The organism is Alkalihalobacterium elongatum, assembly GCF_019024285.1.
GTDB lineage: Bacteria > Bacillota > Bacilli > Bacillales > Bacillaceae_F > Alkalihalobacterium > Alkalihalobacterium elongatum.
Map to the genome: position 1 here is coordinate 176,174 of NZ_WMKZ01000003.1, position 14,376 is coordinate 190,549.

General features: G+C 34.9%; 16 protein-coding genes. 8 read left to right on the forward strand and 8 right to left on the reverse strand.

The genetic code is table 11. The features are described 5' to 3' along the window. Positions 1-54: 54 nt before the first annotated feature. Positions 55-378, forward strand: a complete 324-nt coding sequence (locus GKP30_RS06510; RefSeq protein ID WP_216828611.1) for a hypothetical protein — start codon at positions 55-57, stop codon at positions 376-378. A gap of 25 nt (positions 379-403) precedes the next feature. Here GKP30_RS06510 and GKP30_RS06515 read toward each other — a convergent pair whose 3' ends face one another. Continuing rightward, complete coding sequence (locus GKP30_RS06515; RefSeq protein ID WP_216828612.1) at positions 404-1,015, reverse strand: TetR/AcrR family transcriptional regulator; 612 nt, start codon at positions 1,013-1,015, stop codon at positions 404-406. Between the two features lie 217 nt (positions 1,016-1,232). Here GKP30_RS06515 and GKP30_RS06520 point away from each other — a divergent pair, with 217 nt between their 5' ends. Both GKP30_RS06520 and GKP30_RS06525 read left to right on the forward strand, forming a co-directional pair. After that, a complete protein-coding gene (locus GKP30_RS06520; RefSeq protein ID WP_216828613.1) occupies positions 1,233-2,582 on the forward strand; it encodes a short-chain fatty acid transporter in 1,350 nt (449 codons plus the stop codon). Positions 2,583-2,594: 12 nt separating this feature from the next. After that, a complete protein-coding gene (locus tag GKP30_RS06525) occupies positions 2,595-4,148 on the forward strand; it encodes an ATP-dependent acyl-CoA ligase (RefSeq protein WP_216828614.1) in 1,554 nt (517 codons plus the stop codon). 147 nt (positions 4,149-4,295) lie between these two features. On the opposite strand, the gene GKP30_RS06530 is transcribed toward GKP30_RS06525, so the two are convergent. The 4 genes from GKP30_RS06530 to GKP30_RS06545 form a co-directional block, all read right to left on the reverse strand. After that, positions 4,296-4,667: an rRNA methyltransferase gene (locus tag GKP30_RS06530; RefSeq protein ID WP_216828615.1), complete on the reverse strand. Its 372-nt coding sequence runs from the start codon at positions 4,665-4,667 to the stop codon at positions 4,296-4,298. Between the two features lie 35 nt (positions 4,668-4,702). Then, positions 4,703-5,158 carry an LAGLIDADG family homing endonuclease gene (locus GKP30_RS06535; RefSeq protein ID WP_216828616.1) on the reverse strand — a complete coding sequence of 152 codons (456 nt, stop codon included), beginning with the start codon at positions 5,156-5,158 and terminating at the stop codon, positions 4,703-4,705. Between the two features lie 33 nt (positions 5,159-5,191). Continuing rightward, on the reverse strand, positions 5,192-5,485 hold the full coding sequence (locus GKP30_RS06540; RefSeq protein ID WP_216828617.1) for a helix-turn-helix domain containing protein: 294 nt from the start codon (positions 5,483-5,485) through the stop codon (positions 5,192-5,194). A 332-nt stretch (positions 5,486-5,817) separates the two neighbouring features. Then, entirely contained in the window at positions 5,818-7,266 is a 1,449-nt protein-coding gene (locus tag GKP30_RS06545) for a tryptophanase (RefSeq protein WP_216828618.1), read from the reverse strand. An 898-nt stretch (positions 7,267-8,164) separates the two neighbouring features. Between GKP30_RS06545 and GKP30_RS06550 the strand changes: the two genes are divergently transcribed. Together GKP30_RS06550 and GKP30_RS06555 are read left to right on the forward strand one after the other, a co-directional pair. Next, positions 8,165-8,608, forward strand: a complete 444-nt coding sequence (locus GKP30_RS06550) for a hypothetical protein (RefSeq protein WP_216828619.1) — start codon at positions 8,165-8,167, stop codon at positions 8,606-8,608. 59 nt (positions 8,609-8,667) lie between these two features. Then, complete coding sequence (locus GKP30_RS06555; RefSeq protein ID WP_216828620.1) at positions 8,668-8,943, forward strand: alpha/beta hydrolase family protein; 276 nt, start codon at positions 8,668-8,670, stop codon at positions 8,941-8,943. A 166-nt stretch (positions 8,944-9,109) separates the two neighbouring features. On the opposite strand, the gene GKP30_RS06560 is transcribed toward GKP30_RS06555, so the two are convergent. Further along, on the reverse strand, positions 9,110-9,790 hold the full coding sequence (locus GKP30_RS06560; protein ID WP_216828621.1) for a helix-turn-helix transcriptional regulator: 681 nt from the start codon (positions 9,788-9,790) through the stop codon (positions 9,110-9,112). A gap of 177 nt (positions 9,791-9,967) precedes the next feature. On the opposite strand from GKP30_RS06560, the gene GKP30_RS06565 reads away from it, so the two are divergent. Both GKP30_RS06565 and GKP30_RS06570 read left to right on the forward strand, forming a co-directional pair. Continuing rightward, on the forward strand, positions 9,968-11,494 hold the full coding sequence (locus GKP30_RS06565; RefSeq protein WP_216828622.1) for an aldehyde dehydrogenase family protein: 1,527 nt from the start codon (positions 9,968-9,970) through the stop codon (positions 11,492-11,494). 40 nt (positions 11,495-11,534) lie between these two features. Then, positions 11,535-12,752, forward strand: a complete 1,218-nt coding sequence (locus tag GKP30_RS06570) for an iron-containing alcohol dehydrogenase (RefSeq protein ID WP_216828623.1) — start codon at positions 11,535-11,537, stop codon at positions 12,750-12,752. A 162-nt stretch (positions 12,753-12,914) separates the two neighbouring features. On the opposite strand, the gene GKP30_RS06575 is transcribed toward GKP30_RS06570, so the two are convergent. After that, positions 12,915-13,208 (reverse strand): hypothetical protein, encoded by a 294-nt coding sequence (locus GKP30_RS06575; RefSeq protein ID WP_216828624.1) that lies wholly within the window; start codon positions 13,206-13,208, stop codon positions 12,915-12,917. A gap of 29 nt (positions 13,209-13,237) precedes the next feature. Further along, positions 13,238-13,462, reverse strand: coding sequence for a nucleoside hydrolase (locus GKP30_RS06580; protein WP_236034945.1), 225 nt, complete (start codon positions 13,460-13,462; stop codon positions 13,238-13,240). A 212-nt stretch (positions 13,463-13,674) separates the two neighbouring features. Between GKP30_RS06580 and GKP30_RS06585 the strand changes: the two genes are divergently transcribed. Beyond that, the gene (locus GKP30_RS06585) at positions 13,675-14,346 is read left to right on the forward strand and encodes an N-acetylmuramoyl-L-alanine amidase (RefSeq protein ID WP_216828626.1); all 672 of its coding nucleotides are present in this window, start codon (positions 13,675-13,677) and stop codon (positions 14,344-14,346) included. Positions 14,347-14,376 lie beyond the last annotated feature (30 nt).

The window sequence follows — 14,376 nt, forward strand, 5'->3', positions numbered from 1 at the left end:
AGTTAGGTTTTATTACAAAGTGTCACTAAAAAATAATATATGTAGGTGATAAATATGATGAAACAAGAGCTAGCTAATTTTTTTATTCAGAAAATTGAAACCGCAAAAGTGCAATTCGAGCGTACGATTGATTGTAAGCACACAGAATTTGACGACCTATATCCATACATGAGCGAACAACCACAATTCTTTTGGTACAAACGTTACGTAGCTTGGCAGGAACTATTAACAGTCGTTAAACTTGCAAAAGAATTAGAGTTAGACTGGAGTCAGTCATTTACAGAAAAACAAGGAAAATATGTAGATGCTAAAGTGTTAGATGCTAAAGTTCTAGATTATTGGAATGAACAAGAAAAAGATCAACAAATTGAAAAATAAATAAAATAGTCGTAGAGACCATTTCTTAATGGCTTCTACGACTATTTTTTATCTTTAAACCATCTAAAAGTAAAGATAAAAACAATTTTGATTCCTCTATTAGATTATAATTTTCACTATATAAACACCAATCATATAACGAGCCTCTGATACCCCTAGAAATTTGCATAGTAATTACTTCAGCGGATAGGTTTTCTGTAAATTCACCAGACTCTTGTCCAGAAATTATTAATTCGTTAATAATACGATATAGAGGGCGATCTGGATTCGTAAAAAAACTACTACGGTCAGGGTTCAATTCATTGATGTAAAGAGTCCTTAGAACATCTAAACCGATATTTTTTTGAATATAAGTCATCATCGCTTCAAAAAAATCTAATAATTGTTCACAAACATTATTAAAAGGGCTTTGAACTTCAATATATTTAAGGTAGTATTCATCTACTTCTTTAAAAGTTTCATAAAATATCGCATGTTTTGTTTTAAAGTGAGTATAGAATGCTCCTTTAGAAGTATTAGATACTGCAACAATTTCATCAACGCTAACATTGTTAAAACCTTTTTTAGCAATTAAATCTAAAGCGGTAGTTAAGATTTTATTTTTTGTCTCAAGAGCTTTCTGTTTTCTCGTAACCACACTACACCTCCTAGTCAACAACATGACTACTTATTATGTATTATCATACAACAATTTCTTAAAAATGAAATAGTTATTGACAATTCTGAAAATTGAAAATAAAATTAGGGTTATAATTAACAGACTGCAGTCTGTTAATTATAGAATAAATCTTTAAAGGGCTGCAATTATACTACTGATAATTGAAAGCGCTTTATTTTATGGAGGAGGAGTTTGCTTGTTAAGGTCAATATCGCAAAGGTTTAACGTAGCCGTTGAAAATTATCTACCTAATGCATTTATTTTTGCAATCGTATTAACCTTTGTCACTCTCATTTTTGGAATGACAGCAGGGGGACAGTCATTTTTTCAAATGATCGAACACTGGTATGGTGGGTTTTGGAACTTCTTAGCATTCACTACACAAATGCTCCTTATTTTAATTACAGGATATGCTCTTACACAAGCTCCACTGGTTAAAAAGTGGATGACAAAACTAGCTAAAATACCTAAAACACAAACTTCAGCATTAACAATAACAATTTTAGTTGCTGCAGTAGCAGGTTACTTAAGTTGGGGTTTAGGTTTCGTATTAGGAACACTATTTGCCATGGAAGTAGCTCGCAATGTACAAACTGCAGATTATCGAATACTGATCGCTGCTGCATACACAGGTACAGTTGCTATTTTACCTGCAAGTATAACTGTAACTGCTCCATTACTCGTAAATACTCCAGGACACTCTCTAGAAGAACAAATTGGCCTAATTCCATTAACAGAAACCATTTTCAGCCCAGTGTTACTAATTGTTGCCTTAGTTTCTGTCATTGTAACACTTTGGGCTTATAGAAAAATGGCGCCAAAAAAAGAGGATGTTAGACCATTCACAGAATTTCAAAATAAAGAAATTGCAGCTACAGCTGAAATTAATCCCGAACCACCATCCAAAAAGACATTTGCTTCAATTTTAGAAAACAGCAAAGCCTTATCCTACATATTAGTGGCAATGGGCTTAACTTGGATTATTATGTACTTTAGTAATAACGGGTTTAATTTGGAATTAAATATTATTAACTTTATTTTCTTAATGATAGGCTTAGCGCTACATGGTTCACCGAAAAGCTATATTAATGCCATTACTAAAGGAATGCCATCAGCAGCTGGAATTGCACTTCAATTCCCATTTTATGCGGGAATAATGGGAATGATGGTCGGAGCAGGCTTAATTACACTGATCTCACAATGGTTTGTAAGTATTTCAAATGAATTTACGTTCCCTTTATTTAGTTTAATCTCGGCTGGAATCGTAAATATCTTTGTTCCATCTGCAGGAGGACAATGGCAAATACAAGGACCTATTATGGTTCAAGCAGTACAAGAAATGGGTATTCCAATCAGCGTAGCCATTAATACAGTGACCATTGGAGATTTACTCACAAATTTACTTCAACCTTTCTTCGTATTACCTGCACTAGGTTTAGCAGGACTCTCCCTTAGAGATATTTGGGGTTATTGTTTAGTATCTATGTTTTTACTATTTATTGTAGCGGCATTAGGCGTAACATTTATACCACTTATTTTTGGTTAAAGGGAGGATATTATGAAGCAGTTTAATAATTTAGTAGAAGTCATTGAACTAAACGCACAAAATATTCCGCATCAAACTTTTCTTGAATTTAAGGAAGAAAGATATACTTATCAAGAAGTAGAAGAAAAGTCTAATCAAACAGCAAATCATTTAAAAAAACAGTACGGCATTAAAAAAGGGGACCATGTGGCTATGATGCTTAAAAATAGTCCAGAGTTCTTATGGATATGGTTCGGTCTAGCAAAACTTGGTGCGGTAATGGTCCCGTTAAACACAAGTATCAAAGGGGAAAGCTTAAAATATATCCTCAACCATTCCGACTCAACTATGATCATTTTTCATTCAGAATATGAGGATGAAATTCGTAAAATCAAAGAAGATCTTTACTCTTTAAAATCAATTGTGAATTGTAGTACTTTTATAAATGGAGTAACTAAGGAAACAATGAATGACAAACCTGCTAGTATTATTAATCAAGATGACCCGATGGCAATAATCTATACATCTGGTACTACTGGGCTACCAAAAGGTGTAATTCTTCCGCACTATACTTATATAAATACTGGTAATACTTTCGTACATCGAATGATGAATATTACAACGAGGGATAAACTATATACTTGCTTACCGTTATTTCATTGCAATGCACAACAATTATCAGTAATGGGAGCTATGTTATCTGGAACGGTTTTAGCATTATCTGAAAGGTTTAGTGCTCGGAATTTTTGGAGTGAAATAGAAAAACACAATGCAACAATTTTTAATTATATTGGATCCATGTTAACTATCCTTTATAAACAACCAGTAGGGAAGGCAGATAAATTAAATACAATAACAAGGGCCTTTGGTGGGGCAGCCCCTAAAGAAATATGGAACGAATTTGAAGAACGCTTTGAAATGACTATTGTTGAGGGATATGGTTTATCCGAGTCAGCAACAATCGCTCTTTGTAATCCTCTAGAGAAGATCAAAGTGGGTTCAATCGGACTTCCAGTGCCTTACGTAGACGTAAAAATCGTCAACGATAAAGGCGATTTCTTAACCCCAGGACAAGAAGGCGAAATTGTCATTAGAGAACTTCAGCCAAATACTCAGTTTATGGGGTATTATAAAATGAAAGAAAAGACTGAAGAAACAGTAAAAGATGGTTGGTTTCATTCAGGAGATCGTGGCTTCATGGATACAGAAGGGTATTTTTATTTTAAAGATCGTATTAAAGACTGTATACGATACCGCGGTGAGAACATTTCTTCATTCGAAATAGAGAAAGTTGTCAACAAGTATCCAGACATTAGTGAATGTGCAGCAATAGGTGTACCGTCCGAGTTATCGGAAGAAGACGTCAAAGTTGTAATTGTTTTACAAAAAAATGCAGAATTAAATTATGAGGCATTCATTCAGTATTGTTCTGAAAACATGGCATATTATATGGTACCTAGATATATTGAAGTTAAAAAATCCTTACCAAAGACAGCTACTGAACGAGTTCAAAAATATGAGCTGCGTAAAGAAGGCATTGGTAATTCATGGGATCGTGTGGCAAATGGAATTCAAATTAAAATTTAAAATTCTGTCTCACTATTGCAAGTTTACTTAACAATTGAGATAAAAGCCGTTATAAATTTAGTAATTAACGGCTTTTATATTTTTAATTTTTAAGTTCTTATAATATATATTATGTCGGGGGCGTTGTTTGGTAAAATGGAATATGCGCTATTCCACCCTATATCTATAACTTCGATCTTTAATATTTGTTACATCAATAAAGTTGGTACTATATTCAATTACATCATTTATAAATAATTTATGTTCCTTAGAGAATTCCTTAACTTTCTCCAGTAAGTTTTCATCATACGTCGTTTTAAATTGCACTCGATCTTTCGGTCTATTTTTTTTATCAAAAGTAATGGTTCCTGCAGATAATACATTACGCAAACCACTTTCAATAAGGTAATTTACATAAGTATCGTTTTCTAAAGCAATTTTTTCAAGTTGATCTAATATAGATTTACTTATGTTTGTTCTAAATTTCACTCTTGTTTCATCGGTTGTATGTATCAATTCACCATTAACTTTTTTCCACATAGTAATTTCACCTCAGCCAGCTGATTTTTTCGCTCTTATTCATGTTTTTTCATACGTGTTTTTTTATCAGAAGTGTAATAAATTAATGTATCTTTATCTTTGTAAATAATATTTGCAAGTTTAGGTAGACTTTCTTTTCCTTTTACCCATAAGCGGTAAATTATATTACTAGTATTACTATTAGTAATAGTAATCTCACTTCTTAAATTCCAAGATTGGAATACTTGTAATAGTCCCTCAGCAAAATATAAGCTAGCTGTTGTGACATTCATAACATAGCCAGTATTTTGAACCCATCCATCCCCATCAATAACTCCTCTTATAAATGAAGGTAAAAACTCTGCTGGTACTTCTGGGAATTGTATATCCAGGGACTTTTTAGCGCGGATCCCTAATCCATTTAGATCTTCTTTTATTTTCTTAGAATTAATAATTAAGGTTGGAGTTGTCCTTGTGGAACCAATCGGTGCCAATACATAATCCGCTTCCATCAATTGAGCAACCAATCGGAGAATTCTTTCATCCTACTGAGTTATAGTCACACTATGAATTTTGTTGTTAACACAGCCATCTGTTACAAACAGTCCTAAAACCCAGGCCATCTCATGTGTCCAAACTTTAAAGAAATCTTCGTTTACTTTATGTTTACGAGGTTGCCCTGAATATTGTTTACGATTCATGTCTATCCCGTGTTTATAAATCACATTACGAATTGCACGATCTGATATCCCAACAATTGTCTGCATTTCCTTATACGACATGCCGCTTTTATACATATCAATTATTATATCATCAGTTATACCAGGATTTCTCGCCATTGTTCTCCCTCCATTTTTTATAATTTTAATATTTAATCAATGTTACAGATTACGATTTATTCTAAAAAACTCAAATGAAATACCTTTATCTCCATTATAGGAACATACGTTTTGTCAAACAAGTACAGTTTGTTGTACTTTTGTTAAGGATTTTTGAATTTATGTAAAAATAAATAATAGTTAACTAAATTCTATTTCGAGTTTTTTCGTTTATCTAACAATATAAGTTAAGTTCTTTGCGCTCTTTACACGAGCCTCTCTATAACCAATAAAAAAGCGCTACCCAATAGGGTAAGCGCCTGATCACTTGTAATTCATTTTGTTCTGGATACTTATAAACTTTCGCCAAAATCTTCTCTAAACTTTGCTGCTAATTTTTCTGGCCAATCTGAATCAGCTTCTAATCTTCCGAAGAAGAAGCGCAAAACTTTTGGTTCTTCAACATACGTTAACCCACCAATAAGATCACGGTTTTCATAAAGCCATGCAATGCGGTCGACAGCGTATTTTACTTGAGAAAGAGTATACACTCGTCGTGGCATCGCTAGGCGAAGTAATTCCATGTGTGCTAATGTTTCACTTCCATCCTCTTCTCTTTGCTCTGATAATGTTCCTCTTTCCATTCCACGAACACCACTGACAACATATAGAGCTGCGGCAAGTGCACCTGCTGGGTATTTGGTTTGCGGAATATGATCAAGAAATTCCATCGCATTTAGGTGACAGCCAAGACCGCCTGCAGGTGTTACAACAGGGACCCCTTTTTTCAAAAGTTCCTCTGTCATATAAGCAATGAATTGAGGTCCTTGATTAATCATATTTTCGTCCATTGTTTCTTCTAAACCGATTGTTAATGCTTCCATTTCACGAACAGACATCCCACCATAAGTAAGGAATCCTTCGTAGAGCGGAACTAATTCACGCATTTTAAGATAGGCCTCTTTATTATTTGTACAAACTCCTCCACCACGAGCACAACCTAGTTTACGTGCAGAGAAGTAAATAATATCACATAGATCCGAAATGGCTCCTGTAATCTCTTTAATGCTCATTTCTTTACATTTTTCTTCTCTTTGTTTGATGAAGTAAAGATTATCTGCTAATAAACTAGCATCCAGAACAAGCATGAGATCATACTTGTCGCAAACTTTTCGGACTTCTTCAAGGTTTTCTAATGCAAATGGCTGTCCACCGATGAGGTTTGTCCCAGCTTCTACACGTACAAAAGCAATTTTCTCTCTACCATGCTCTTCAATGAGTCCAGTAAGCTTGTCAATGTCCATATTTCCTTTAAATGGATGCTCGCTCGTAATTTTAAGTGCTTCGTCTGTGAAGATCTCTTCAACAATCCCCCCATTAATCACGATATGAGCTTTAGTCGTGGTAAAATGATAATTCATCGGGACAATTGTTCCTTGTTGAACAAACACTTGGGAGATGATATTTTCACAAGCTCTTCCTTGGTGCATTGGTAAGAAAAATTCTTTTTTAAAAATTTCACGTACTTTATTATCTAATTTTGTAAAAGTCGTTGAACCTGCATAACTATCATCTGCCTCTAACATCGCGGCTTGCTGTTTGTCGCTCATCGCATTGACGCCACTATCAGTTAGCATGTCCATAAATATATCATCATTTTTCAACAAAAATGTATTGAAACCTGCTTCCTCGATGGCCTCTAAACGACGTTCAATTGGTTTAAGGTTGATTTTCTGCACAATTCGCACCTTATGCATCTCTAAAGGTACTTGATCCCCATAATAAAATTTCACTTCAGACACGATTACTCCACCCCTAATTTCTATTCTACTATAATAAATCTGAATATTCAGATAATATATAAGATTATACCCCAAAGGTAAATGATAAAACAACAAAATATCCAATTATATTACAAAAAAGTTCAATGTTTTTATACGTAATTTATACATCTAAAACCCTTTATGTTTATGAGTATTTTTTTAATAAGGTGAAAACCTAAAACTTAGTACGTTACACTATAATAAGAAAATTTATGATCACTAACTGGTATCCAAGGAAGTATTTATTAAGGAGAGACTACATGGTTATTTCATACAAGTAATAGTTGCAGCAAATGGTTTGTCAATCATACTTGCAATCATATATTTAGTAACAAACATCTCTCATGGACTGTGGAATATTTTTGGGGTCATTTTTTTCTTTACACTAATTGGTAATATACTCCTAACATTAATAACTAGTGGTGGAAGGAGCTTAGATTACCTTTATTTATGTATGACGATCGTAATAATGCTCATTGTACCGATTATGAACAAGCATGTATCAGAAGAAGTAACAAATACATCTTCTCGGAGCACAGTTTCGATTACGTTACTTTTTTCATTGTTGTTTTTTGGTGGTCTATTATCACTCTTAAATTTACGTCATTCAAAAAAGACCTAATTATCTCTGGAACGGCCTTGTAAAAGGGAAACTTCACTTATTAAATGGGTTATAAATATAGCAATATTAATTATATTAAGTGCAAGTCTAGGATTAGGTATTTATGTAGCTTTCGAGTTACTTGTAGGAAGAGGCGCTAATGTTGTTGAGGTAGCCGTCCCGCAGCTGTCTTTATTTTTTAGTATCATCTTCCTTGCAGTAACTGTACTTATTTTAAAAATCTTACCGAACGGAACGAAACCATTTGTTGGATCGATGGTAGCTATAGTTGGTATTTCACTAACGGTAATAATTAGTTTACCGTTGTTAATGACACCGTTTATCATTTATGAAGCGGACCAAAGATATATGGAAGCGTTTGGAGTTGATCCAAAAGATATCATCCCTGCTAATGAAAGTAACTTTTTTACAAAAACTCCATTTTCAATGCCTGATTACTTTTTTGGAGTAAACACACGTAATTATCGGGTTAAAGAAAATATTGTTTATTACGAAGGAACAAAAGGTGTCGATAAAGGAATTACGCTTCATTTTGATGTTTATATGCCAACTACCTATAAAAAGGACTTACCTGGAAACCATTCAGTATTGATAAGAATTCATGGTGGAGGTTGGACATCAGGTGATAAAGGCTCTTTGAATAACGCACAATTAAATAAACACTTTGCTAGCCAGCTAGTAATTGATACGATTATTTAAATCCAAAGCTGAAAATTAAAGGTGTCATACCTGTTTATCCTGCCAATGGGTTAGCAACGGTGGTGGGAATTGACGGATCAGAAGACATTTTGGACCCCTCACTTTTAGTAGCAAAAGATAGTCCTCCTGTCTTAATATGTCAAGGGACGCATGATGGGATTGTTGATCAGAAGATAGCGATTAATTTTCATAAAACCTACAAAAAAAGAGGAAATTCAAAATCTGAATTAATCCTCCTCCCATATGCTGGACATGCTAGTAACTCTTATTATTCAGGTAATTATAATCAATTGTTTATTTACTATATGGAACGATTTATGTATCAGTTTAGATGAAAATAATCCCCCCTGTTTAGTATAAGTAAGAATTATACAAACAGCTTGTATTTTAACTTAACGGTGCAAATTTAATAACAAGAACTAACTCACAAGAAAAAGCTTGTTCTTCCACAGTGCGGATGAACAAGCTTACTTTATTATTTTTTATATACCTATCTATACTTTAAATAATTATTCCACTTCTCATCGCAACAGCAACAGCTTCCGTTCGATGCTTAGTTCCGAGCTTCCGACTAGCTGATGTTAAATAATCCCTAACGGTAAATTCGCTTAACCCCATGAAATCTGCCATTTCTTTTAAACTGTAACCATAGGAAAGTTTCTGTAGGACTTCTTTTTCACGTTTACTTAATTTGTGCTTAGTCTTAGAGTGTGGTAAAAGCCATTGAGAGGAGATTTGGAAATATTGATAGAGATCTTCAAGTACCTCTGCTGTAATTTCTCGATCATCTATACAACGATCAATTAATGCTGTTCCAATAACGGTTCCGCTATAACAAATAGGTATGATAATGAGATAAGTTAATTGAAATTGTTCTATGTAATGGATGGGCCAATTCTTAGGTTCAATTGTAGTTTGATGAGGTCTTTTTTTGGATAGTGCATAATAAATAGGTGGAAAATCTCGTACATCTTCTTTTATCATATTGAGTGGTTGTATGTTCCCGTCTTCGACCAATAGAATACCTTCACCAATATAATTTAATGGTGAATAAGTATAAATCGTTCCTCTATTAAAAGGAAAGAAAATTGTACATCCTTTCATCATCCACTCCACTCTTTTTAGTGGGTCATCTATCGTCTGTAAACTATGAATGTAATCAAACACTTTCACATCTAACATTCGACAATATTCACCCCTCGATTTTCAGTACTTTTCCTCAAGAAAATTTGTATATAAAATTATATTTGTAAGCGCTTACTAGATTGAAAATTTAAAATACAATCTAATTATAGCCTGCAATTATGTTTTTTGAAAGTCATTTTGTCCAGTTCCAATAATAAAAGGAGGCTTTTCTTTATGACGGTTAATCTTGAAGTAATGAACTTTCCATTATTCATTAATGGGCAATGGGTACCTTCTGTCACTGGTGATACTTTTGATGTAAAAAATCCAGCAACAGGAGATGTCATTGCAAAGGTAGCAAAAGGCAATGAAGCTGATGTTAACGCCGCTGTGCAAGCTGCTAAAACGGCATTTGAAAATGAAGAATGGACGAATATGAAGCCGAAGGATCGCGCACAACTATTAAACACGATTTCTCATTTAATTGTTGCTAATGCTGAAGAATTAGCATACTTGGAAGTCATTAGTTCAGGCGGAACAGTTCGTAGAGTATCAAGTAGTGATATTTTACAAATGGCTGACTTATTCCAGACGATGGCTAAAATTGTCGTCGACTATCCGTTTTCTGAAACGCTACCTATCCCTCCTTTTCCAGGACCCTCTCAAAATTTTGTTTGGCGTGAACCGATTGGAGTTTGTGCAGCGATAACACCTTGGAACATGCCGATGTTAATAGCAACTTGGAAAATTGCCCCTGCTCTTGCGACTGGGAACACAATTGTCATTAAACCAGCGAGTTTTACTCCGTTAACGACATTAAAATTAGCAGAGATTATTTCTCAAGTCGTTCCTCCAGGTGTCATTAATGTAGTAACAGGTTCAGGAAAAGAGGTTGGTGAACCATTAGCCAATCATCCTGATGTGGATAAAATTGCTTTTACAGGTTCTACGGAAGTAGGACGAAATATTATGAGCATGGCATCTCACACGATAAAAAATACTACGTTAGAGCTTGGTGGTAAATCGCCTAATATACTTTTAGACGACGCAAACTTAGACCTAGCCTTACCTGGTAGTTTATTTGGCGTCTTCCTCCATTCTGGCCAATTATGTGAGTCTGGTACAAGGTTATTTGTCCCTGATCAACTCCACGATCAAGTCGTCGAAGGGCTTGTTACCTTAACGAAGCAGCTAAAGCTTGGAAATCCATTAGATCAAACGACAGACGTTGGTCCTGTTATATCTAAGCAACAGAAAGATACGATCTTATCCTATATTGAATCTGGTTTAAGTGAAGGAGCAACACTTGTTTGCGGTGGAAAAGCAGTAGCTGTAGAAGGCTGTGAAGGCGGTCACTTTATTGAACCAACTATATTTACGAACGTTACAAATGATATGAAAATTGCCCAAGAAGAAATATTTGGACCTGTACTTAGTATCATCCGTTATTCAGACATAAATGACGCAATCAAACAAGCTAATGATACGATTTATGGTTTAGCGGCGGGTGTGTGGACTGAAGACGTAAATAAAGCCTATAAAGTAGCAAAACAATTACGCGCTGGAGTTGTTTGGATAAATGACTGGCATATGTTACGAAATGATGCCCCGTTTGGAGGATATAAACAAAGTGGAATCGGTCGTGAAATGGGGAAACAATCACTAGATGCTTATACCCAACTTAAACATGTTCACTCTTCGATGGTTTCTGATTTAAAAAATCGTTCTTGGTATCAAATATTATTCTCTAATCTTAACTAAATCTCTTTTTCAAAAACTAAAAAAATTATGGGGTGATCTTTTGTTAACGACAACTTTATCTCAATTCTCATTACGAACAGCTATATATAATGGTTCCAATACTAGAGCACTAGTCCCTGATCTTTTTAAAGGATTAGGAGCGAAGCGTGTTGTTTTATTTAGTGACAGAGGACTTGAACAAGCTGGGGTTGTAGAAAAAGTAGCGCAAATGTTTGAATTAACTACAGGAGGCTCGGGACCAGAACTTGTAGGTATATACTTAGACATTACTCAAGATGCCGAAAGCTCTTCAGTTAATGCGGCAACACGTTATGCAAGAGATGTAGACGCAGATGCCCTACTAGCGGTAGGTGGAGGAAGTGTTCTAGATACAGTAAAAGCTGTAAAATACTCTCTTCATAAAGGCTTGACAAATATTAATGAGGCTATTCCAGGGGGATTTTTATACGAGTCATTTCCGCAAGCAACCTATATCCCTATCCCCCACATTTCAATTCCTACTACTGCTGGTACAGGTTCTGAAGTTTCTCCAATCTCGGTTGTTTTTAATGAAGATCTTAAAATAAAGACGAGTATTATAAATCCTTTTATTGCAGCTGATATTGCCATTTTAGATCCAGACTTAACCATTGGCTTACCACCATTCATAACAGCATTCACAGGCTTTGATGCTTTGACGCATGCGATTGAAGCACTTGCTTCTCCAACTGCAACTGGTTTAACTGATGCGTATGCCCTTCATGCTATTCGTTTGATCGAGAAAAACCTACCTCTTGCTGTTGAGGATGGAGCCAATAAAGTAGCAAGAATGGAAATGCTTCAAGCGAGTCTTATGGGAATTACAGCGTTTAGTTTTGCCTTAAATGCGATTCCTGTTCATAACTTTGCCCATGCTTACGGGGCCTTATTCCGTATTCCTCATGGGTTGGCTAATGCAGTATTTTTACCAGTTATCATAGAGTCTGTCCCTGATCTATACTTACCGAAAGTAAAAGAGTTGGCTGAAGCGTTAAGTATAAACAGATTGAGTAGTGACGACCCTCAAACTTTACTTAGTCAAGTAGTCGAGAAAATCAAATTGCTCCAGCAGAAAGTCGGCCTTCCTTCCAATTTTGAGTCTTATAATATTACAGAGAAAGCTTTTCAACAAACGATTACAGCCGTAGCAGCTGATCCAGCATCCTTGAACTTCCCTCTGCCTCCTGAATTAATCCGTGCAATCGGTGAAAAAGTAGTACCCTTACAAATTAAAAATTAAGTCTTATGCGAGTGAAACGTAGTATGAATTTAATGATAAAAAACCAATGGATGGAACAACCTCCAATGGCCTCAAAGCGATCTAAATAAATGAGTACCAAAAAAAATATCTAAAAGGGGCATAATCATTTTCATTTGAGTGCCCCTTTTCTCCTTTAAATAGCTAGATAATATTTTTAAATAACAGCTCCTTAAATCTTTTCGCATCTACTTCCTCGCAAATCGTAACGTTTACTGATTTTCTTAACAAATGGTGCTGATCAATTACGAATTGCCCATAGGTCTGTTCACTTTTAGTTTCAATAAAAGCATGAGCCTCATATTTTTTTAAAATGATTTCATCTGAAATTGCAACTGCCATTTGCGGTTCTTTTAAATAAGCTAACGCAAGATTTATTAGCGGGCCTAATGTGACAACTTCCATTTCTCCAGGGTTATCCATAATGAGATTTATCATTGCATCAACTGCATGTTCTCGCTCTATTTTTATAACGGTTCTGGAAGGTTTAAATCTCCCATTCCGTCTTTTCCATGGACATATTTTGACGTAAATAGCTCTCTCATAAACGGCTTTCCTACACCCTTATAAACAGGTGGAGTATAAGTATTCGATTTTTCAATAGATATACGGGCATTTTTAGCTGCTAAGTCAATTGTAACATTGCCAGCCACCACCGTTATTGCTTCTACTTTTATACTAGGCTCTCGCAGTGCCTAATAAGTGCAACGACATCATCTGAAGCTGTATCTCTATCTATAATAAATCTCCTCATCTTTATCCTTCTCCTTTAAGACTGATTTAATTTTTAGTTATGAATTGTTAACTCGGCTTTCATGTACTTCTAACCATTTCATAATTAATTCCATTTTTGTCTATACAGTCCTTAGAATTACTCGTAGGATAAGAATGAGGTGATATTCAAATGGTCAAGATTTTTATAGACCCTGGACATGGTGGCGATGACGCTGGAGCTGAAGCAAATGGGTTAGCTGAAAAGGACTTGGTTTTAACGATTTCTTTAGAAATGCAGGCATTGTTAAATAGATATGAAAATGTAGAGGTTCAATTAAGTCGTGAGAAGGATATATCGGTAAGTTTATCAGTAAGAGCACAAATGGCCAATGATTGGGATGCAGATTACTTTATTTCTGTTCATGTAAATGCTGGTGGGGGTTCAGGTTTTGAATCGTATATTCATACGAGTAAAGCATCAGAAACTGTTAATAGACGAGATACAATGCATCAGGTGATTGTAAATACTTTAAATGTAACTGATCGAGGAAAAAAAGAAGCGAACTTTGCTGTACTACGGGAGACAGCTATGCCTGCTATTCTAACGGAAAATCTGTTTGTTGATAATGAATCAGAAGCCGAAAAATTAAGTAATTCTTCCTTCCTAACTGAGATTGCCCAAGCCCACGTAAATGGTCTAGTTGAGTTATTTGACCTTGAGGAAACGGAAAATAACAACACAGAAGATGTCTTATATACCGTTCAAGTCGGTGCATTTGAAAATGAAGAAAATGCTAGACGGTTAGCAGAAGAATTAGAAGCACAAGGATATGAAACATATATTAAAAAAGTATCAACATAAATGAAGGTTAAAACATTAATTGTTAAAAGG

Bases quoted from the DNA above. Each gene is read 5' to 3' on its own strand.
- GKP30_RS06530 (WP_216828615.1), bottom strand. From the start codon at position 4,667: ATGTGGAAAAAAGTTAATGGTGAATTGATACATACAACCGATGAAACA.
- GKP30_RS06525 (WP_216828614.1), top strand. From the start codon at position 2,595: ATGAAGCAGTTTAATAATTTAGTAGAAGTCATTGAACTAAACGCACAA.
- GKP30_RS06565 (WP_216828622.1), top strand. From the start codon at position 9,968: ATGACGGTTAATCTTGAAGTAATGAACTTTCCATTATTCATTAATGGG.
- GKP30_RS06585 (WP_216828626.1), top strand. From the start codon at position 13,675: ATGGTCAAGATTTTTATAGACCCTGGACATGGTGGCGATGACGCTGGA.
- GKP30_RS06560 (WP_216828621.1), bottom strand. From the start codon at position 9,790: ATGTTAGATGTGAAAGTGTTTGATTACATTCATAGTTTACAGACGATA.
- GKP30_RS06575 (WP_216828624.1), bottom strand. From the start codon at position 13,208: ATGATAAATCTCATTATGGATAACCCTGGAGAAATGGAAGTTGTCACA.
- GKP30_RS06535 (WP_216828616.1), bottom strand. From the start codon at position 5,158: ATGGAAGCGGATTATGTATTGGCACCGATTGGTTCCACAAGGACAACT.
- GKP30_RS06540 (WP_216828617.1), bottom strand. From the start codon at position 5,485: ATGGCGAGAAATCCTGGTATAACTGATGATATAATAATTGATATGTAT.
- GKP30_RS06550 (WP_216828619.1), top strand. From the start codon at position 8,165: ATGGTAGCTATAGTTGGTATTTCACTAACGGTAATAATTAGTTTACCG.
- GKP30_RS06510 (WP_216828611.1), top strand. From the start codon at position 55: ATGATGAAACAAGAGCTAGCTAATTTTTTTATTCAGAAAATTGAAACC.